Source organism: Saccharothrix sp. NRRL B-16314, assembly GCF_000716595.1.
Classification (GTDB): Bacteria; Actinomycetota; Actinomycetes; order Mycobacteriales; family Pseudonocardiaceae; genus Actinosynnema.
Map to the genome: position 1 here is coordinate 36,895 of NZ_JNXC01000053.1, position 20,224 is coordinate 57,118.

Sequence of the window (20,224 nt, forward strand, 5' to 3'; positions counted from 1 at the left end):
GCGTTGTAGCCGACCACGAGACGAGGCGGCCCGGACTCCCGGGCCGCCTCGTCGCGTGTCGGTCAGGCGGTGGTGCAGGCGGTGCCGTTGAGGGTGTAGGAGACGGGCTTGGCGGTGTTGCCGTTGTGGTTGGCCTGGAAGCCGATGCCGATCGAGCCGTTCGCCGGGATGGCGGCGTTGTAGGCGACGTTGCGGGCGGTCACCTCGCCGGAGGTGGGCGAGTAGGTGGCGCTCCAGCCGGACGTGATGGTCTGGCCGCTCGGGAGGGTGAAGACCAGCGACCAGCCGTTGATCGCGGTGGTGCCGGTGTTGGTGATGGTGATGTTCTCGACCAGGCCCGTGTTCCAGGCGGTCACGGTGCTGGTGACGCGGCACGAGCCCGAGCCGCCGGGCGTGGTGGTGGTCGTCGTCGTGCTGGTCGTGGTGCTCGTGGTGGTGCTGGTCGTCGTGCTGGTGGTGGTGCTGGTCGTGGTGGTCGTGGTCGGGTCGACGGGGCGGTCCAGGCCGAAGAACGAGATGGCCTGCGCGGCCATGCCGCCGCTGGGCAGGCTGTGCCCGGCGCCCTGGATGCTGTAGGCCTCGACCTTGTCGGCGTAGCGGCGGCGGTTCCAGTTCGTCTGGGGCGTGTCGCTGGACGTCGGGGTCTGGCTCAACCCGAACACGTCGGTCCACTGCTCGATCGACTCCTGGAGCAGCGCGTACGGCACGAGGGTGTCGTTGGTGCCGTGCCACAGCTGGACGCGCGGCCGGGCGCCGGTGTAGCCGGGGTACGCCTGCCGGACCGCGTCACCCCACTGCTGCGGCGTCCGGTTGGCGCCCCCGTTGCCGGTGCACCGCGAACTGCCGGGCGGGTAGTCGGCGGCGTTCGCGAAGCAGTTGAACGGCACGCCCATGAACGCCGCGCCCGCCTTGAACACGTCCGGGTACAGGGCGAGCATGTGGTTGGTCATCATGCCGCCCGACGAGGAACCGGTGGCGTACACCCGGTTCGGGTCGCCGCCGTAGCGCTGCTGCACGTAGGTCACCATCGACACGATCGACACCGGGTCGCTGCCGCCGCCGCGGCGCTTGGCCGCGTCGGACCAGGTGTCGAAGCACTTGCCGAAACCGGCTTCCTGCTGGGCGCTCGGGTAGATGACGACGAACCCGTGGCGGTCGGCTTGCGCGGCGAACTCGCTGCCGGAGTAGAAGCCGGGGCCCGAGCCGCCGCAGCCGTGCATGGCCACGACGATGCCGGGGTTGGCCGGGCGGGAATCCGGCACGTAGACGTGCATCCGCATCCCGCCGGGGTTGCTGCCGAAGCTGGTGACCTCGGTGAGCGAGGCCGCGGACGCGGGGCTGGGTGAGGTGACGGCGAGACCCGCCACGGCCAGTGCGGCCACGGCGGCGAGTAACAGGCTCGATTTGACCTTCATGCGCTCGACTCCTTTGTTTCGCGCACGACCGGATGAGGAGGTGGCCGCGGGCATGGGCGACTCGCGGTGCGGCGGAGCGGAGGTCCACGTGTGACACTTACAGTGCCTGCCGGCCACAGAACTGTCAATCAACCGTCTCGACCGGCCGGACTGCTCCACCCGCGGCCGGTTACAGTCGGCGGCAACTGCCCCTGAGCCACCGCCGGAGCTGCTGTGACCAGCCCGTACGACATCGCGGAGATCTTCCCGGACGACGCGGCCCGGCTTCCGCGCCGGCAGTCCGGCAACTCGCCCCAAAGCCTCACCGTGACCCTGCTGGCCGACTACACCCTGCGCGGCCGGGCGTGGCTGCCGTCGGCGGCGATCGTGGCCCTGCTCGCCGAGGCGGGCGTCAGCCAAGCCGGTGCCCGCACCACGATCAGCAGGCTCGCCCGCCGCGGCGTCCTCGAAGGCAGCAGGCAGGGGCGCAACAGCGCCTACCGGCTCACCACGGCCGCCTGCCTCAACCTGGCCGCCGGAGGCCGGTTCATCGCCTCCGCCGCCGCCGACGAGGAGCCCTGGGACCAGCGGTGGACGCTGATCGCCTTCTCACTGCCGCAGGACGAGGTCGCCCGGCGGCGGGAACTCCGCAGCATGTTGCGCTGGTTCGGTTGCGCGCCCCTCTACGACGGCCTGTGGATCTCCCCCCACGACATCACCCACAAGGCGAGGGCACAGCTGACCGGCCTCGCCTTCGGCACCATGACCGTCTTCCGCGCCCGCCACGTCGACCTCGGCGCCACCACCGGCCGCAACCCGCTCGACGCCTGGGACACGACCGCCATCGCCGGCCACTACGAGGCGTTCATCCGGCGCTGGAGCCCCTTGCTGCCCGGCATCCGCAGCGCCCGGATCACCGGTGTCGAAGCGGTCCGCGCCCGCACCGAGGTGATGGACACCTACCGCCGCCTGCCCATCCTCGACCCGGGCCTGCCGCTCCGGTTGCTCCCGCCGGGATGGCCGCGGGCACGGGCCCGAGACCTGTTCACCGCCGTCTACGACGGTCTCGCCGGTCCGGCCCAGGACCACGTGCGGACCGTCGCGCGCCGGTTCACCGCCGACCCGCTCACCGACGTCCAGGCCCACGCCGTCTCCGACCTGCTCAGCGGTCTCCTCGGCTCCTGCGAGGCCACCGCCGAGCCGTGACGGCGTCCACGACGTGGTGAAAAGCCGGACCCCCGCCGACCCGTGCGCAACGGGTCGGCGGGGGTCCGGTCCTCCCGGTCAGGCCGGGGTGCGCAACGTCCACTGCTGGTTGGCCTGCCCGGTGCAGGACCACAGGACGAGCTTGGTGCCGTTGCCGGTGCCCAGGTTGTACGGGTCGAGGCACAGACCGGACAGCACGTTGGTGATGGTGCCGTTGGCGTTGACGTTCCACTGCTGGTTGGTGTCGCCGTGGCAGTCCCAGATCACCACCTGGGTGCCGTTGGCCGTGCCCCGGCCGTAGGCGTCGAGGCACTTGCTGCCGTAGACGACCAGCTGTTTGGACGAGTTGTGCGTCCACGTCTGGTTCGACTGGCCGTGGCAGTCCCACAGCTGCAACTGCGTGCCGTTGGTCGTCGTCGCGCCCGGCACGTCGAGGCAACGCCCCGAGGGCACGCCGACGACCTGCCTGCCCTGCGAGGCGACCGGGTCGCCGATGCTGCCGGGCACCGAGCGCAGTGCGGCGTACCAGGTCGCGGCCATCTTGTCGTAGCCGGTCGCGGTCGGGTGCACGCCGTCGATCAGGTCGGACGTGGTCAACGCGGCGTGCATGTCCACCATGCGCACCCGCTTGCCCGCGTTCACCTTGGCCTGCACCATGCCGGGGATGGTGGCGTTGAAGTTGCGGGCCGCGGTGTTCTGCCCGGAGTTGGCCAGCGGGATGATCGTCGCGACGAACACGTCGGCGTTCGGCACGGTCGCGGTGATGCGGTCGACCAGCGCCGACAGGCGGGCCGGCGCGTTGGCCACGTTGTAGTTCTGCAGGATGTCGTTGGTGCCGATGTGCAGCAGCACCGTGCGCGGCGTCGTGTTCCGCAGCCAGGTCGCGACGTTCGCGTCGATCTGGTCGATCCGCCACCCCGGATGACCCTGGTGGTCGTGGTCACCGAGCGAACCGGGACCGTTGAACTGCGAGCCGACGAAGTCCACCCGGTAGTTGCCCGCCCCGAACCGCTGCCACAACCCGATCCGGTAACCACCCGGCACCTGCGTCCCCTCGGTGATCGAATCACCCAGCGGCATCACCCGCACCCCACCGTTGGACTCCGCGACGGCCGGACCGGCAGGCAACAGCGCCGGCGTGACCAACCCGGCGGTGATCAGGGCCGCGGCGCAGGCGGCGAGTCGTCGTAAGCGTTGTCGCATGAGTTCTCCTGGGGTCGAGTCGGTTACCTCTGGTCACCGGGCGCGGTGGCCTGAGGGGTGAGCCGGTAGAGGCCGGAGCCGTGCGCGGGTAGCGAGCGCGACAACGTGCCGCTCACCGTGCCGAGGTTCGCTCCCGACCACAAATCGACCACGGTGGCGGAGCCGATCCCGAGGTCGGCCAACGACGCCGACACCGTGGCGTCGCCGTTGCCGCGGTTGAACAGCGCGAGGTACTTGTCCGGGCTGCCGGGCACGTCCGCGGTCCACGCGGTGTGCGTGCCGCCGAAGAGCTGCCGGTTGTCGAGGCTGTGCTGGTCGACCGCCAGCACGGCGGCGTTGGTCATCAGCGCCAGCTCGGACTCCCGGTTCCGAGTCAGGTCACCGCCCCACATCAGCGGTGAGCGGGTGATCGACCACAGGGTCATCAGCGTGCGCTGCTCGTCCGGGGTCAGGTCGGAGTAGCGCGGCGGGCCGAACGGTCCCTGCTGGGACAACCGTCCTATCGGGATCATGTCCGGGTCGGGCCACGCGCCGGGCCGCCGGTGCGGCGTCCACGCGTGCAGCCGCTCGAACAGGGCGTCCAAAGAGGACCAGTCGTCCCACAGGTCGTTGACGACCCGCCACATGGTGGCGTTGTCCGCGACGTGCGCGCCGTTGTCGGTCGACGTCGGACCGGGCGAGAGGCTGAGCACCATCGGCCGGCCGCTGCGCCGGATGGCCAGCCTGTACCCCTCGACCTCGGCCTGGTGGTACGTCGGCGCGGCGATGTCGTCGACCTTGACGTAGTCCACGCCCCACGAGGCGAGCAGGTCGAACTGGGCGTCGAGGTAGGCCTGGGCGCACGGGTTGGTCATGTCCAGGCCCTGGTTCAGGTTGAGCCACGCCGCGGTGGTGCTGTTCGCGATCTCCCTCGCACCGCAGTTCGCGCCCGGCACCGGGAGGTCGTCCGCGACCACCTGGCGCGGGATGCCGCGCATCAGGTGCAGGCCGAACTGCAACCCGGCGGCGTGGACGTAGTCCGCCAGCGGCTTGAAGCCGTTGGCGCCCACCGCGGAGGGGAACCGGGTGGTGTCGGGCCACAGCAGGCCGCCCTCGTCCGTGCGCAGCCTGGGCTGGAAGTCGGCGTCCTGGTTCGGGCTCCCGGTGCCCTGCCCCGGGTAGTACCACGCCCAGTCGACGACGACGTACCGCCAGCCGTGCTGCCTGAGGTTGTCGCGCATGTAGTCGGCGTTGGCCTTGACCTGCTCCTCGGTCACGTTCCAGTTGAACGAGTCATAGCTGTTCCACCCCAGCGGTGGGGTCGTGGCGACCCCGTCGTCCCACTCCAACGCCTGCTCCTCCGAGGTCAGGGCCGCGCCTGCTCTGCCCGGGAGCCGTGCTCTTCGAGGGAGCCGTGCTCTTCCAGGGGACCGTGCTCGAACCAGTCGAACCACGCGGTCCCCTCGGTGGCGTACATGCCGATCACCCGGCCGGTGAAGCCGGTGGCGACCTCCGTGGACAGGTACCTGCCGTCCAGCTCGGCCAGCGGTTCCGGGTCGTCGCCGACGTGGAAGGCGACGTAGTCGGGCGCGGCGACGTGCAGGCCCGACGGCTCCTGCTCCCCCTCCGGCCACCTCCGGGCCGACCGGGTGGTGATCACGAGCGTCACCGGCCCCGGCGGCACGGCACGCGTGGCCGTGACCTGGCGCAGCGGTCCGATGCGCGCGATGACGCCGACCTGGCCGTCGGCCACCTCCAAGTCGTAGTGGTGCCCCTCGTCCATCCGCACCGACAGGCCGGCACGGCCGGCACTGGGGTCCACGAGGACCGCGGTCCGGCTCTCGGGGTGTGACTGGCGTCGGCCGACGAACGTGACGCCCGGCCGGTCCAGCGTGGCGCCGGCGGCGTGCAGGGCCAGCCAGCCCGGCCGTTCGGTCAGCGACCAGGAGCCCTCCGGCCGCGACCTCGGCGAGATCCACCGGGGTTCGAGCTCCGGCGCGTCGAAGTCGTCGCGCTGCGGCAACGCCTCCACCGGCTGCGAGCCACCCGGCGCCCGTTCCCGCACGTTCACCGGACCGACGCGGGGCCAGCCGTCCTCCCACCGCACGGGGGTCAGGAACGTCTCCCGGCCCAGGACGTGGAACTTCGGGCTGTACCCGAGCGGGCGGGTGGCCAGCAGGACCATCCACCACTCGCCCTCAGGGGTGGTGACGAGGTCGGCGTGGCCGGTGCTCTGGATCGGGTGGTTCGTGCTCCGGTGCGACAGGACCGGGTTGACCGGCGCCGGCTCCCACGGGCCGCGCGGTGACCGCGCCCTGGCCATCGCGACGGTGTGGCCGCGTTCGGTGCCACCCTCCGCGATCATCAGGTACCACCACTCCCCGATCCGGTACAGGTGGGGCGCCTCCGGCCACTGCAGCCCCGTACCGGCCCACGCGGGGAACGGCCCTTCCAGCACCTTCCCGGCGTCGGGGTCGACGCGGGCGATCTGCACGCCGGAGAAGCTCGGCCCGTGGGCACCGGCGAAGGCGCACCAGCAGTTGCCGTCGTCGTCCCACGCCAGGTCGGGGTCGATGCCGGGCAGGTCGAGCCACACCGGGTCCGACCAGGGGCCTTCGGGCCGCTCGGCGGTGACGACGAAGTTGCCGCCGTGCGAGACGTTCGTGGTGATCATCCAGAACCGGCCGTCGTGGTGCCGGATCGTGGGCGCGTAGATGCCGTCGGAGGCCATCGCGTCGGCCGGAAGCGGCAGTTGCCCGGGTCGGTCCAGGACGTTGCCGATCTGCCTCCAGTGCACCAGGTCCCGGCTGTGGAAGATCGGCACGCCCGGGAAGTACTCGAAGCTGGAGCACACCAGGTAGTAGTCCTCGCCGACCCGGCACACGCTGGGGTCCGGGTGGAAGCCGGGGATCACCGGGTTGTCGTAGAACGACGCCTCGGGCTTCGGTGGAGTCATGTTTTCCCTTGCTGTGCGCGGGCTTCAGCCCTTGAAGGCGCCGTCGAGGATTCCGGCGACCATGCGTCGGCCGACGATGACGAACAGGACGACCAGCGGGATCGTGGCCAGGAACGAGCCGGACATGGCCAGGCCGAGGTCGACGTCGTAGCTGTTCTGGAGCGCCTTGATGGCGATCTGGGCGGTGTAGCGCTCCGGTGACTTGAGCACGATGAACGGCCACAGGAAGTCGTTCCAGGCCGTGACGAACCCGAACAGGCCCAGCACGAACGCCGCCGGCCGCACGATCGGGAACGCGATGCGCCAGAACACCTGCCCGGTGCTCGCACCGTCGATGCGGGCCGCCTGCATCAGCTCGTCGCTGATGGTGGCGCTGATGTGCTGGCGCATCCAGAAGATGCCGAACGCGCTGGCCAGCCCCGGCACGATCAGCGCCTGGAGCGTGTCGACCCAGCCCAGCTCGGACATGATCAGGTACTGCGGGATGACCGACAGCTGCGTCGGCACCGTCATGGTGAGCACCACGACCAGGAACAGGACGTTGCGGCCCCGGAAGCGCAGCTTGGCGAAGGCGAACCCGGCCAGCGAGCACAGCACCGCCTGACCGACGCCGATCGTCGTGGCCACGGCCAGGCTGTTGAGCAGCGACTGCACGAACGGCACCGTGTCCAGGACCAGGCCCGCGAGGTGGAAGAAGTTGTCGCCGGGCACGACCTCGGGCGGCATCTCCGTCGCGGTCGCGGTGTCGCTCGTGGCGACGATGAACATCCAGTACAGCGGGAACAGGCACGCGGCGGTGGCCACCGACAGCAGCAGGTAGGTCCACCAGCGGACCCGGTCGATGGGCCGGTGGCGGGGCGCGGTGGTCGTCATCGGTCCGCCTTGATCCGGGTGGACAGCAGGTAGTTGATCGCCGCGATCGCCACGACCATCACGAACAGCGCCACCCCGATCGCCGAGCCGTAGCCGAACTCGAACTGCCCGAAGCCCTGCTCGTAGAGGAACAGCGTCAACGTCTGGCACTGCCGCACCGCGCCGCAGGTCAGCGGCGCGCCCGAGGCGATCAGCAGCGGTTCGGTGAAGATCTGGAGGCCGCCGATGGTGGAGGTGACCACGGTGAAGATGATCACTGGCCGCAGGGACGGGATGGTGATGTGGCGGAACCGCTGCCACGAGCCGGCGCCGTCGATCGCCGCCGCCTCGAACACCGACCGGGGCACGGCTTGCAGCGAGGCGAGGTAGAGCAGGGTGGTGTAGCCGAACCACCGCCAGGTCACCATCGTCGCGATGAGCACGTGGCTGCCCCAGGTCGACTGGACGAAGTCGACCGGTTCCACGCCGACCAGTCCGAGCAACCAGTTGAGCAGCCCGTAATCCCGGTCGAACAGCTGCACGAAGACGATCGCGGTGGCCGCCACCGACGTGATGTACGGGACGAGCACCGCCATGCGGAAGAACAGCGCGAACCGCAGCCGCGCGTGGTTGAGCACGTGCGCCAGCACCAGGGCCAGCAGCAGTTGTGGAACGGTCGACAGCACCCAGATGCTCAGGGTGTTGCCGGTGGCGTTCCAGAACCGCGGGTCGCCGAACATCCGGGTGAAGTTGTCCACCCCGATGAACACCTGGTCCCCGATGGGGTTCCAGTCGAACAGCGCCACGTAGAACGTGAACGCGAACGGGAACAGCCCGAACACCCCGAAGATGACGAAGAACGGGGCGATGTAGGCGTACGGCGCCAGGCGCTCACCCAGCCCCCGCGCCTTCGGAGCGGCGGGGGGCGGCAGAGCGGCCGTGGGGGCTGGGGTGAGCGTGGCGGTCACAGTCGTCACTCGCCGATGGCGGTCTTGATGTTGCGCACCGCGTCGTCCCAGGCCGTGGCGGGGTTGCCACCGCTCTGCTCGACGTTGGTGATCGCGTTGAGGAATTCCTGGCCGATGGCCGCGCTGTCAGGGCCGATGTAGAACGGCTTCAGGGCCAGCAGCGAGTCCGTGTAGATCTTGCCGGTCGGCGCGTCGGAGAAGAACGAGTCCTTCGCGTCGGTGAGCTTGGCGTCCTTGTAGACCGAGGGGGTGGAGGGCAGTGCGCCGACGCGGGTGAAGTGCTCCAGCTGACCCGCGGGTGACTGCATCTCCTTGATGTAGTTCCAGGCGGCCTGCGGGTTCTTCGCGCGCTTCGGGATCGCGAGGTAGCTGCCGCCCCAGTTGCCGCCGCTGCCGGGGATCTTGGCGATGTCCCACTTGCCCTTGGTGTCGGGCGCGGTGCTGCGGATCGAGTTGAGCATCCACGACGGCGCGGACACCGCGGCGTACTGGCCCTGCGCCATGCCGGCGCTCCACGCGCTCTCGAACGAGGACTGCCCGGCGGTGATCCCGGCGGTGGCCGCCTTGATGCCGAGCTCGAACGCCGTCTTCACCTGTGGGTTGGTGCTGTAGACCAGCTTGCGGTCGGCGCTGTAGTACTTCTCGGAGACCTGGTTGACCGCCTGGTAGAACACGCTGGTCGCCGCGTTGTCGGTGAACGCCTTGCCGGTGGCCTGCTTGTAGCGCTTACCGGTCTCGATGAACGCGTCCCACGTCGGCCACAGGGCGCTCACCGACTCTCTGTCCGTGGGCAGCCCGGCCGCGGCGAAGAGGTCGGTCCGGTAGGCCACCGCCATGCCGCCGACGTCGGTGGGCACGCCCAGCACCTCGCCGTCCTTGGCGACGCTCTGCTCCCACACCCAGTCCAGGTAGTCGCCCTTGACGTCGTCGGCGCCCAGGGTCCGCAGGTCGACGAAGTTCTGCGGCTGCTCCACGAACTGCGGCAGGTTGTCGCCCTGGATCAGCACCAGGTCCGGCACCTTCCCGCCGGCCAGCGCGGTCGTCAACGACTGGGCGGTCTCGGTCGAGGTGCCGACCTCGGTCAGCTTGATCTGGATGTCCGGGTGCTTCGCCTGGTACGCGTCGACGGTCAGCTTCTGGTTGATGGCGGAGAACGACCAGAACTCGAACGACTTGCCGTCCCCTTCCCCACCTCCGCCGCCCCCGGTCCCGGGGGTGCAGGCAGTGACGAGGGCCAGGGCCGTGGCGGCGGCGAACAGGGGCAAGCGGAGTTTCACGACGCTTCTCCAAGGTGTGCGAGAACAGGCGGCATCACCACCGGGCAGTTGACCACCGCCGGACGGCAATTCTGTGTGCACCGGGTCGAGCGCCTGCCGCACGCGCGTACGAAAGTTTCGGCCTCAACTCCGATTGTTAGCGATCACGACAGTAAGCCGTGTCACAACCGTCGTCAAGAAGCCTTGCCACCACTCGGCATGCGGTGGGTGGCAAGTGCCCTGAGTGGACACTTGCCATCCACTTTGTTAACGCGAACTATCAAAGCCTCCTAGGCGGTGAACTGCCACCAGTTCACGTTGAACAGGTAGCCGCTGCCACCGGTGAACCGCAGGTAGAGGTCCCGGGTGCCGGTCGCGCCGCTGATCGGGCAGGAGACGGTGGCCCAGTTCTGCCAGCCGCCGGTGCCGGAGACACCGCAGCGACCCACCACCGAACCGCTCGGGCTGTCCAGCCGTACCTCGACGGTGCCGCCGGCGGCGGCCGAGGCGACCCGAGCGCTGAACGACCTCGCGCCCCCGCCGAACGCGACGCCCTTCACCTTGACGTTGTCCCCGTTCTCGATCCAGCCGATGTTCATCCCGCCCTCGGACGACGGTTCGGTCTCGATGCCCGAACCCCAGGCGATCGTCTCGGCCTCCTGGCGGACGAACGGGTTGAGCGTGCCCGCCTGCGGTGCGCCGCCCGTGGTCATGTTGATGGTCGGGATGGTGCCGTCGGCGTTGTAGGAGAACTTCTCCACCGCCACGGAGCGGGTGAAGCCACCACCGCCGGGAAGGGCGCCGTTGTGGTAGAAGAAGTACGAACTGCCCTTGAAGTCCACGATGCCCGCGTGGTTGGTGAAGCTGCCGCCCTGGGTGGGCATGACGGTGCCGCGGTAGGTCCACGGCCCGGTGGGGCTGGGCGCGGTCGAGTAGGCGATGAACTCCGAGCAGCACTTGGCCGCGAACACGTTGTAGTACAGGCCGTTGCGCTTGTAGACCCAGGGACCTTCCTCGTAGAGGGTGGGCCGGGCGGCGTCACCGGTGCGGGTGCCGAAACCGGCCGTGGTGAGCGGGATCTGGGTGGGGCTGCCCGAGAACGAGGTCATGTCGGCGTTGAGCCGCACGTACCACAGGTTCGGGTTGCCCCAGTACAGGTAGGCCTGGCCGTTGTCGTCGATGAAGACGGTCGGGTCGATCTCGCCGTTCTCCACCAGCGGGCGGCCGATGGCGTCGCGGAACGGTCCGGTGGGGCTGTCGGCGACGCCCACACCGATGGCCATGCGACCGGTCGCCCGGTTGACCACCGGCACGTACCAGTAGAACTTGCCGTTGCGCTGGATCGCCTGCCCGGCCCAGGCGTCCTGCTTCGCCCAGGAGAACGTGGCCACGCTCATCGGTGACCCGTGGTCGGTCCAGTTCACCATGTCGTCGGAGGACCAGACGCGCCACTCCTTCATCGTGAACCACGTCGAGGCGTCCTCGTCGTGTCCGGTGTAGAGGTAGACGCGTCCGTTGTGGACCAGCGGAGCCGGGTCGGCGGTGTAGATGTGCTGCACGATCGGGTTGTCCGCCTTGGCCATCGCGGGCGTCAGCGCCAACGCGCAGACGATCGCCGCGAGCAGGGCGCCCGCGCGTCGCGGGAACGCCGGGGACACCAGCGCTGATCTCATGGGAACACCTCCGGGAGGAACGTCGGTCGGTATCGGGGCGCGCGGTTTCCGCTAGGCCCGGGTCCACTTCTGGTTGTTCTGCCCGTTGCAGGTCCAGAGGATCAAGGTGGACCCGTTCGCGGTGGCCGCCTGGTTGACGTCCAGGCAGAGCCCGGCGCGGGCGTTGCGCACGGAACCGTCGGCCGCGAGGGTCCACCTCTGGTTGTCCTGGCCGTTGCACGGCCAGATGATCACGCGGGTGCCGTTGGCGGTGCCCTGGTTGTAGGCGTCGAGGCACTTGTCGCCGAAGACCCGGATCTCACCGTTCGCCCACGTGGTCCACAGCTGGTTGGCCGCGGTGTGGCAATCCCAGATGAGGGTGGCCGAGCCCGAGGCGGTCGAGGCGTTGTCCACGTCGACGCAGCGTCCCGAGCCGGTGCCGCGCAGGCGCGAGGTCGTGGCGGCCGACGGCGTGCCGCCGGACACCCGGTAGACGGCCGAGCCGTGCGCCGGGACGCTCGCCGAGATCTGGCCGCTGCTGCCGGACGTGGCGCCGGACCACAGGTCGGTCAGGGTGAACGAGCTGCCGGTCAGGCCGACCTGCGCGGCCGTGGTGGAGATGGTGGCGGTCGAGCCGCCCCGGTTGATCAGGCCGACGGCCACCGAGCCGTCCGACAGGGTCTTCGCGAAGACCTCGGCGTTGCCGTCGTCGCGCACGCGCCGCCCGCCCGCGCCGAGCCGGTCCTGGTTCACCGCGATCAGCCGCGGGTTGCGCAGGGTGGCGCTGATGTCGGCCGACATGGAGCGGATGTCGTTGCCCGCCATGAGGGGTGACGCCATCAGCGCCCACAGGGCGAAGTGCGTGCGGGACTCGGTGAGGGTCAGGCCGGGTCGTCCGACGACGAGCATGTCGGGGTCGTTCCAGTTGCCCGGACCGGTCTGCGCCGCCAGCGGCGCGGTGACGTCGAGGACGTTGCCGACACCCATCGGGTAGCTGTTGGTGTTGCCGTTCTGCCAGATGTCCAGCAGGTCTTCCGTGGTCCGCCAGAGGTCGGCGACCTCGCCCCAGTCGTACTTGTCGCCGGTCGGCGCGTGGAAGCTGTTGGAGTTGATGCTGTAGACGATCGGGCGTCCGGTGGCGCGCAGGGCGTCGCGCATGATGGTGAACCGGGCGATCTGCTCGTCACGGGTGCCGCTGCCCGAGCACCAGTCGTACTTCAGGTAGTCCACGCCCCACGAGGCGAACGACCGGGCGTCCTGCACCTCGTGGCCCTTGCTGCCCGTCGCACCGGGGTGCGTGCCGACGCCCTGGGCGCAGGTCTTCTCGTTGGGCGCCTGGTAGATGCCGAACTTCAGGCCGCGGGCGTGGATGTAGTCGCCGAGCGCCTTCATGCCGCTGGGGAACTTCGTCGGGTGCGCCAGCAGGTTGCCCGCGCTGTCGCGGTTCGGGTCGAACCAGCAGTCGTCCACCACCACGTACTGGTAGCCGGCGTCGCGCATGCCGGAGGAGACCATCGCGTCCGCGGCCTGCCGGACCTGCCCCTCGGTGATGCCGCAGCCGAAGCTGTTCCAGCTGTTCCAGCCCATCGGCGGGGTCAACGCCGGGCTGCCGGGCGCGGCCTGGGCGACGGGGTCGGCACCGGGAGCCGCGGTGACCACGCCCAGCGCCGCGACCGCGGCCATGGCGAGGTGGAGGAGGCGTCCTCGGATACGGGTGTGCATCATGGCCTCTTTCCGCTGGGACAAGGGGTCACGGCCTGGTGGCGGGTAACAGGACGCGCGGGAGCAGGACTCGACGGGCGTGCGTCGACCGCCCGGCAGCCGGGTGGCGCCGCTGGACAGTGGCGAGAGGAGGGTGGTGCGGGGCAACGGTGCCGCGTTCAGCGGGAGCGACCGACGGCCGACGCGCCATCTCGACGACGGCGTGCGCGTCCGGGAGCGGGTCGCCGGCGGGCCGCGGTGGTGATCGGTGCCGCTCGGATTCGTCGCATCGGAGTCCCCCACGTCATCGTCGACGGCGGTCGCGGTGGCGCTCGGCGAGGCGGGATCACGCCTGAAGCGGAGCGGCCTTGATGGTCAAACCCATACAACTACGTCCCGACAGCGCGGTCAAAGCTAAACTTGTGAGCGTTAACTTTAGCGATCATTCCCGGAAGGCGGCGTTCGACGCGTTCGACCTGGTCGAGTAACAGCAGTTAGAGGGCGGTTAGGTGCCATGGGTCCGAGAATTGCTCCGTTCAGCCCATTGAACGGCACCTCATCGTGGGCTCGGCTTGTGAGCGTGAACAATGCTCCCGTGGCAGGCCTACCGCGACGGCGTGCGCAGGAGCTTGACCGACTCGCCGTGCAGGACGGACATGGGGACGCGATGCACGACCGGAGCGGTTTTGGCCCGCACGCGCCGCTCCGACGCCGCGAAAAGCACCTCCACCGCCTTCACGCCGAGTTCGTGGTGCGGGAGGGCGATGGTGGTGAGACGGGGTCGCACCCAGGAGGCGATCGGGTGGTCGTCGAAGGAGATCACGGAGACGTCGTCCGGCACGGACAGCGCGGCGGCGGCGAGCGCCTGGTAGGCGCCGAAGGCCAGTCGGTCGTTCAAGCAGACCAGGACCTTCGGGCGGTGGTGGCGCAGGATCTCGCGGGTGGTCTCGTACCCGTTCTCCGGCATCCACTTCGGGCACTGGTGCGCGCTCACCACCTCGACGCCCGCGGTGCCGAACACCTGGCACATGCCGATCAGCCGTTCCCGGGCGGCGATGCTGTTCGGGGGGACGTCCTCGAGCCCCGGACCGGCGCCGACCAGGTGGACGCCCTCGCGGTGGCCCGCTTCGACGATGATCCGCGCGGCGGCGCGACCGGCCTCCACCTCGTCGGGCAGCACGGCCGGCACGGACGAGTACGCCGCCGGCAGGGCGTTGAGGAGGACCGCCGGGCCCTGGTCCAGGCCCTCGGGCACGACGACCTTCCGGGTGTACATCGCGGCGAAGATGATGCCGTCCACCTGGCGGTCGTGCATCGCCTCGATCAGGGCGCGCTCGACGTCGGGATCGCCGCCGCTCTCACCGATGAACAGCATGAAGCCGCGCTGGTGGGCGGCCTCCATCGCGCCTTTGATCATGTTCCCGGCCAGCAGCGAGGACGCCACGGTGTCGGACACGAACCCGATCGTCCGGGTGCGCCCCGTGCGCAGGCCGACCGACAGGGTGTTGCGCCGGTACCCCAGCTCCTGCGCGGTCGAGCGCACCCGCCGCTGCACCTCGTCGGAGATGCGCAGGTCCTTGCCACGACCGGACAGCACGAGGGACACCGTGCTGGTCGAGACACCGGTCGCCCTGGCCACGTCGGCCAGCGTGATGCGTCGTCGCCCCAAGGCCATCCTCCGTCCTCAAGGGACACTCGCGTGCTTGACACCTGATCGGGCCATCTCGAAACTCCGGGAGGCTAACACGATTTAGCTCGGCCGAGGGAGATGCCGTTGCCCCGCCTCAGAAGACCCGGTCCACACGCGATCGTCGCCGCCGCACTGGTGTCGGCGATCGTGGTCGGCTGCTCGGCCCCGGGCGGCGACCACCCCGCGGTCACGTCGGCGACCGCGGTGGTCGAACCGGACTGCGGCACCGGACCGGTGGTGCTGCGGGCCCGCTTCGAGGCCGGGTTCCCCCTGGCGAAGGCCCTCACCGACGAATTCACCCGGCAGCACCCGAACGTGACGTGGGACGTGCGCGAGGAGCAGTTCGCGGTGCTGGCGCAGAACGCACCCCGCCTGCTGGCCGACAACCCGCCCGACCTGGCGCGACTGCCCCAGGTGTCCGACCTGGCGGCCGACGGCCTGCTGCGCGACCTCGACGGCTACGCCGCGTGGTTCGGCTGGGACGACTGGCCGGCGGCCCAGCTGCGGCAGATGCGGGTCGGCCCTGGTGGACGACCGCGCGGCGAGGGCCCGCTGTACGCGATGGGGTTCTCCGCGAGCGTGACCGGGGTGTTCTACAACAAGGACCTGGCCGAGCGGATCGGGTTCCGGGAACCCGCCACGCTGGCCGAGTTCGACGACGCCCTCGCGCGGGCGAAGGACGCGGGCATCACGCCCCTCGCCGGGTTCAACGCCGGAGCGGCGGCAGGTCTCGCGTTCCCCTTGCAAAGCCTCATGGCCGCCTACGGTTCCCCGGAGGCGATCGACAGCTGGATCTTCCAGGAGCCCGGGGCGACGATCGACACGGCGGCGGGCACCGAGGCCGTGCGGCACCTCCAGCGGTGGCTGCGCGCCGGGTACTTCGACGCCGACCTCAACGCCACCGACTACGCGCGGATGGTCGACCGGTTCGCCTCCGGCCGGGCGTTGTTCATGGTCGACGGCGACTGGGAGTCCGGCGCGCTCGACCGGCGGCTGCCGGGCCGGGTCGGCTTCTTCCTCGTGCCGCCGCTGCGGGCGGGCGACCGGCGGGCCGCGATGTCCGCACCGCCGACCTTCGCCATCCCGGCCCGCGCCGCGCACCCCGACTGCGCCGCGTTCTTCCTGAACTGGGCGGTCACCGATCCGACGGCGCGCGGGATCACGGTGCGGGTGGGCGGTGCGCTCCCCCTGGGTCCGGGCGACGCCGACCGGCCCCCGGTGGAACCGGGCTCGGTCACGGCCGCCACGATCGCCGCCGCGTCCCGGGTCGCCGCGGACGGCACGGGCATGGACTTCATCGCCAACGCGACCGGCGCCATCCTGGCCGAGAGCTGGTCGCCGGGTCTCCAGGAACTGGCGGCGGGCGAGCGGGCACCGGAAGACCTGCTGCGCCGGGTGCAGGCCGACTACACCGCCCAGATCGGCGGGTGAGGACGCCGTGTCGCGGCTGGTCGGCTGGGTGTTCGTGCTGCCGGCGCTCGCGGTGTACTCGGTGTTCGTGCTGCGGCCGTTGGCGGCGACGGTCCGGTACTCGCTGTACCGGTGGGACGGGGTCGGCCCGTCCACCTGGGTCGGGTGGGACAACTACCGCGCGGTGCTCACGGACCCCGACCTGTACGGGACCATCGGTCACGCCCTGGTGCTGGTCGTGTTCTTCACCGGTGGGCCGGTGGCGTTGGGCCTGTCGGCCGCCGCGGTGATCCGGCGCGCTCCGAGGGGCCGGTCGGTGCGGGCGGTGCTGCTCCTCCCCCAAGCCGTGCCGCTTGCCGCGGCGGGCATCGCGTGGAGCCTGCTGCTGTCGTCCACGGGTGCGGTGAACCGGCTGCTGGACGCGGTGGGGTTGGGTGGTGTGGCCCGCGCGTGGCTGGGCGACTCGTCCACGGCGCTGGCGGCGGTGGGGTTGATCGGAGCGTGGGCGCTGCTCGGCCTGTGCACCACGTTGTTGCTGGTGGGAGCGGAACGGATCGACCCGGCGCTGTACGAGGCGGCGCGGCTGGACGGCGCGGGCCCCTGGCAGGAGTTCCGCGGGGTGTTGCTGCCCGGCGTGCGCCGTGAGCTGGGCGTGTGCGTGACCGTGACGGTGATCGCGGCGCTGGCGAGTTTCGACGTCGTCTACGTCACGACGCAGGGCGGGCCAGGCAACGCCACGTCGGTGCCGGGCCTCGAGGTGTTCTCCCTGGCGTTCGCGCAGCGGGAGGTGGGTCTCGCGTCGGCGCTGGCGGTCGTCCTCGTGGCGCTGGTCGTGGCGGTGGTGGCGCCCGTGCTGCGGTGGACGCGGTGACCACCGGGCCGTGGGAGCGGGCCGCAGGCAGGCTGGTGGTGCTCGCGCTGGTCGTCGTGACGCTCGTGCCGTTCGCCGACCTCTTCGTGACCGCGCTGCACCCTCCGGGGACCTACCCGACGGGCCTGACCTGGCCCCGGGAGCCGCACTGGTCGAACTTCGCGACGGCGTTCCGCTCGGCGCAGGTGGCCGACCTGCTGGCGTCGAGCGCGCTGATCGGGTTCGGGGTCGTCCCGCTGACCCTGGCCCTGGCCGCGCCGGCGGCCTACGCGCTCGGGCACCTGCGGTTCACCGGCCACCGGGCGGTGTTCGGGCTGTTCGCGGTGGGACTGGCGCTGCCGCTGGAGGCCATCGTCACGCCGCTCTACCACCAGGTGCGGGACCTCGGCCTGCTCGACACCCGGTGGGGTCTGGTGACGGCGCTGACGGCCGTGCACCTGCCGTTCGCGGTGCTCTGGCTGCGGGCGCACTTCGCCGGGCTGCCGCCCGAGTTGTCGGACAGCGCCCGACTGGACGGCGCGGGGCCGTGGCAGGCGTTCCGGCGGGTGCACCTGCCCTTGGCCCGACCCGCGACGACGTCGCTGGCGATCCTGCTGTTCGCCTGGACGTGGAACCACTTCCTGCTGGCGATCACGCTGGTCGACGACCCCGCGCGACGCACGGCGGCGGGCGCTCTCGGAGCGTTCCAGGGGCGGTGGGGCACCGACGTGCCCCTGCTGTGCGCCGGGTCGCTGCTGCTCGTCACGCCGCTGCTGGTGGTGTTCGCACTGGCGCACCGCCGCTTGTCCACGGACTTGACGCGGGCGGCGGCGCGCGTGCCGAGCGGGCGCTTCGAGCGGGATGCCAGCGGTCCGGGCAATTAGCTCCGCCACTCGGCACGGTAGCCATTGCGGCAATTGCGCGTCATGGCCTTCGGAGCTAAAACTGTTTGCGCTAACTTTAGCGGTTCCAGCGGCATTCACCGTGGTGACCGAGTCCGCCGAGCCCCCCTTCTACGAAACTTTTGCGTTACGCCTTGACCGGCTGTGTGCCATCGTTCACAGTCTGATAGGCACTACGCGCGCCCGTGACGATGCCCACCGCGCCCCCTGTCATTCGATTGTCGGAAAGGATGCCCGTCCGCCGAGTTGTTAACGCTAACAATAGCGGCGGCGTCGTATCGGTCACGTGCTGCGGGCGTCGACGAGTGCCCCTGCCACCGCGCGGAAGCCAAGACACGCGGTGTTCCGATCCGAAGGAAACGTGATGAATCATTCGACACGAGCGGTCATTCGGCCGACGTCTGCGCGTCGACCGAGAACAACGGCGTTGCTGCTCGTCGCCGGCCTCGTCGCCACCATGATGACGGCGGCGTTCACCGGCCAGGCCCTGGCCGGCACCACGCTGGGCGCCTCGGCGGCGGAGAAGGGCCGGTACTTCGGCGCCGCCGTCGCGGCCGGGAGGCTCGGCGACAGCACGTACACGACGATCCTGAACCGCGAGTTCAACAGCGTCACCGCCGAGAACGAGATGAAGATGGACGCGACGGAGCCCAACCAGGGCCAGTTCACGTTCACCAACGGCGACCGGATCGTCAACCACGCCCTCAGCCGCGGCATGAAGGTGCGCGGCCACACGCTGGCGTGGCACGCGCAGCAGCCCGGCTGGATGCAGCGCATGGAGGGTTCCGCGCTGCGCTCCGCGCTGGTGAACCACGTCTCCAAGGTCGCCGCCTACTACCGCGGCAAGGTCTTCACCTGGGACGTGGTGAACGAGGCGTTCGCCGACGGCGGCAGCGGCGGTCGCCGCGACTCCAACCTCCAGCGCACCGGCAACGACTGGATCGAGGTCGCCTTCCGCACCGCCCGCTCGGCCGACCCGGGCGCGAAGCTCTGCTACAACGACTACAACATCGACAGCTGGTCGGCCGCCAAGACCCAGGGCGTCTACCGGATGGTGCAGGACTTCAAGGCCCGCGGCGTGCCCATCGACTGCGTCGGCCTCCAGTCCCACTTCGGCACGAGCATCCCCGGCGACTACCCGACCACGATCCAGCGCTTCGCGGCGCTCGGCGTCGACGTGCAGATCACCGAGCTCGACATCGCCGGCTCCGGCACCCAGCAGGCCGACAACTACCGCAAGGTCACCCAGGCCTGCCTGGCCGTCGCACGCTGCACCGGCATCACCGTGTGGGGCATCCGCGACACCGACTCCTGGCGCTACCCCGACGCGTCGCCGCTGCTGTTCGACGGCTCGGGCAACAAGAAGGCCGCCTACACCGCCGTGCTCAACGCCCTCAACGAGGGTTCCGGCCAGCCGGGGATCATCGACCCGACCGCGTGGTACGTGCTGGTGAACCGCAACAGCGGCAAGGCGTTGGACGTCTACAACCTGGCCACCAACGACGGCGCGCGGATCACGCAGTGGACCCGCAACGACGGCAACCAGCAGCAGTGGCAGTTCGTCGACTCCGGCGGCGGCTACTACCGCGTGAAGTCCCGACTGTCGGGCAAGGTGCTCGACGTCTACAACTTCTCCACCTCCGACGGCGCCAGCATCGTGCAGTGGGCCGACGGCAACGGCACCAACCAGCAGTTCCGCGTCGTCGACGCGAGCGGCTACATCCGCCTGATCAACCGCAACAGCGGCAAGGCGGTCGAGGTGCAGGGCGCGGCGACCACCGACGGCGCCAACGTCGTCCAGTACAGCGACTGGGGCGGCGCCAACCAGCAGTGGCAGCTCCTCCGCGTCGGCTGACGCACGTCCACCGCTCTCCTCCTGCGGCACCCCGTTTCCGGAAGGAGGCGGGGTGCCGTCCTCCTCTCACCGAAGAAAGAGTGCGAATCATGGACGGGACAAGGCATTCCCCGTTACCCCGACCACCGGCCGCACCCGGCCGCCTGTCGAGGCTGCGCCGGCGATGGGCTTCGGTAGCCACTGCGGTCGTGGCAGTCCTCATCGGCGGCGTGACGGTCGTGCTCGGCTCCACGACAGCCTCAGCCGCCACGGTCGACACCAACGCGTGGTACGTGCTGGTGAACCGCAACAGCGGCAAGGCGTTGGACGTCTACAACCTCGCCATGAACGACGGCGCGCGGATCACCCAG

15 protein-coding genes are annotated in these 20,224 nt (G+C 70.3%); 5 read left to right on the plus strand and 10 right to left on the minus strand.

Annotated features, from left to right (window positions below):
- Positions 1-62: 62 nt before the first annotated feature.
- The gene (locus OQ02_RS38105; protein ID WP_033443547.1) at positions 63-1,415 is read right to left on the minus strand and encodes an extracellular catalytic domain type 1 short-chain-length polyhydroxyalkanoate depolymerase; all 1,353 of its coding nucleotides are present in this window, start codon (positions 1,413-1,415) and stop codon (positions 63-65) included.
- 213 nt (positions 1,416-1,628) lie between these two features.
- Here OQ02_RS38105 and OQ02_RS38110 point away from each other — a divergent pair, with 213 nt between their 5' ends.
- The gene (locus OQ02_RS38110; RefSeq protein ID WP_033443548.1) at positions 1,629-2,600 is read left to right on the plus strand and encodes a PaaX family transcriptional regulator; all 972 of its coding nucleotides are present in this window, start codon (positions 1,629-1,631) and stop codon (positions 2,598-2,600) included.
- A gap of 78 nt (positions 2,601-2,678) precedes the next feature.
- On the opposite strand, the gene OQ02_RS38115 is transcribed toward OQ02_RS38110, so the two are convergent.
- From OQ02_RS38115 to OQ02_RS38155, 9 genes are all read right to left on the minus strand, one after another.
- A complete protein-coding gene (locus OQ02_RS38115; RefSeq protein ID WP_033443549.1) occupies positions 2,679-3,803 on the minus strand; it encodes a ricin-type beta-trefoil lectin domain protein in 1,125 nt (374 codons plus the stop codon).
- A 23-nt stretch (positions 3,804-3,826) separates the two neighbouring features.
- Positions 3,827-5,131 carry a glycoside hydrolase family 27 protein gene (locus OQ02_RS38120; RefSeq protein WP_051773368.1) on the minus strand — a complete coding sequence of 435 codons (1,305 nt, stop codon included), beginning with the start codon at positions 5,129-5,131 and terminating at the stop codon, positions 3,827-3,829.
- Between the two features lie 17 nt (positions 5,132-5,148).
- Entirely contained in the window at positions 5,149-6,738 is a 1,590-nt protein-coding gene (locus OQ02_RS38125; RefSeq protein ID WP_051773370.1) for a glycoside hydrolase family 43 protein, read from the minus strand.
- A gap of 24 nt (positions 6,739-6,762) precedes the next feature.
- Positions 6,763-7,611 (minus strand): carbohydrate ABC transporter permease, encoded by an 849-nt coding sequence (locus OQ02_RS38130; RefSeq protein WP_033443550.1) that lies wholly within the window; start codon positions 7,609-7,611, stop codon positions 6,763-6,765.
- Positions 7,608-8,567, minus strand: a complete 960-nt coding sequence (locus OQ02_RS38135; protein WP_081916245.1) for a carbohydrate ABC transporter permease — start codon at positions 8,565-8,567, stop codon at positions 7,608-7,610. The genes OQ02_RS38130 and OQ02_RS38135 overlap by 4 nt, the downstream gene beginning before the upstream one ends.
- Positions 8,564-9,835: an ABC transporter substrate-binding protein gene (locus OQ02_RS38140; RefSeq protein ID WP_033443551.1), complete on the minus strand. Its 1,272-nt coding sequence runs from the start codon at positions 9,833-9,835 to the stop codon at positions 8,564-8,566. Before OQ02_RS38140 ends, OQ02_RS38135 begins: the two co-directional genes overlap by 4 nt.
- Positions 9,836-10,104: 269 nt before the next feature.
- On the minus strand, positions 10,105-11,487 hold the full coding sequence (locus tag OQ02_RS38145; RefSeq protein WP_033443552.1) for a glycoside hydrolase family 43 protein: 1,383 nt from the start codon (positions 11,485-11,487) through the stop codon (positions 10,105-10,107).
- 51 nt (positions 11,488-11,538) lie between these two features.
- A complete protein-coding gene (locus OQ02_RS38150) occupies positions 11,539-13,188 on the minus strand; it encodes a glycoside hydrolase family 27 protein (protein ID WP_033443569.1) in 1,650 nt (549 codons plus the stop codon).
- 583 nt (positions 13,189-13,771) lie between these two features.
- Positions 13,772-14,842, minus strand: a complete 1,071-nt coding sequence (locus OQ02_RS38155; RefSeq protein WP_197043687.1) for a LacI family DNA-binding transcriptional regulator — start codon at positions 14,840-14,842, stop codon at positions 13,772-13,774.
- 99 nt (positions 14,843-14,941) lie between these two features.
- On the opposite strand from OQ02_RS38155, the gene OQ02_RS38160 reads away from it, so the two are divergent.
- The 4 genes from OQ02_RS38160 to OQ02_RS38175 all read left to right on the plus strand — a co-directional run bounded on the left by OQ02_RS38160 (position 14,942) and on the right by OQ02_RS38175 (position 19,874).
- Positions 14,942-16,288 carry an ABC transporter substrate-binding protein gene (locus tag OQ02_RS38160; RefSeq protein WP_033443571.1) on the plus strand — a complete coding sequence of 449 codons (1,347 nt, stop codon included), beginning with the start codon at positions 14,942-14,944 and terminating at the stop codon, positions 16,286-16,288.
- 7 nt (positions 16,289-16,295) lie between these two features.
- Positions 16,296-17,138 (plus strand): carbohydrate ABC transporter permease, encoded by an 843-nt coding sequence (locus tag OQ02_RS38165; RefSeq protein WP_033443553.1) that lies wholly within the window; start codon positions 16,296-16,298, stop codon positions 17,136-17,138.
- Positions 17,135-18,001 (plus strand): carbohydrate ABC transporter permease, encoded by an 867-nt coding sequence (locus tag OQ02_RS38170; RefSeq protein WP_051773380.1) that lies wholly within the window; start codon positions 17,135-17,137, stop codon positions 17,999-18,001. Before OQ02_RS38165 ends, OQ02_RS38170 begins: the two co-directional genes overlap by 4 nt.
- A gap of 475 nt (positions 18,002-18,476) precedes the next feature.
- Positions 18,477-19,874 (plus strand): endo-1,4-beta-xylanase, encoded by a 1,398-nt coding sequence (locus OQ02_RS38175; RefSeq protein ID WP_231500424.1) that lies wholly within the window; start codon positions 18,477-18,479, stop codon positions 19,872-19,874.
- The last annotated feature ends 350 nt before the right edge of the window (positions 19,875-20,224 follow it).

Coding starts and splice junctions, on each gene's coding strand:
- OQ02_RS38105 (WP_033443547.1), bottom strand. CDS start 1,415: ATGAAGGTCAAATCGAGCCTGTTACTCGCCGCCGTGGCCGCACTGGCC.
- OQ02_RS38175 (WP_231500424.1), top strand. CDS start 18,477: ATGATGACGGCGGCGTTCACCGGCCAGGCCCTGGCCGGCACCACGCTG.
- OQ02_RS38130 (WP_033443550.1), bottom strand. CDS start 7,611: ATGACGACCACCGCGCCCCGCCACCGGCCCATCGACCGGGTCCGCTGG.
- OQ02_RS38125 (WP_051773370.1), bottom strand. CDS start 6,738: ATGACTCCACCGAAGCCCGAGGCGTCGTTCTACGACAACCCGGTGATC.
- OQ02_RS38155 (WP_197043687.1), bottom strand. CDS start 14,842: ATGGCCTTGGGGCGACGACGCATCACGCTGGCCGACGTGGCCAGGGCG.
- OQ02_RS38115 (WP_033443549.1), bottom strand. CDS start 3,803: ATGCGACAACGCTTACGACGACTCGCCGCCTGCGCCGCGGCCCTGATC.
- OQ02_RS38150 (WP_033443569.1), bottom strand. CDS start 13,188: ATGCACACCCGTATCCGAGGACGCCTCCTCCACCTCGCCATGGCCGCG.
- OQ02_RS38145 (WP_033443552.1), bottom strand. CDS start 11,487: ATGAGATCAGCGCTGGTGTCCCCGGCGTTCCCGCGACGCGCGGGCGCC.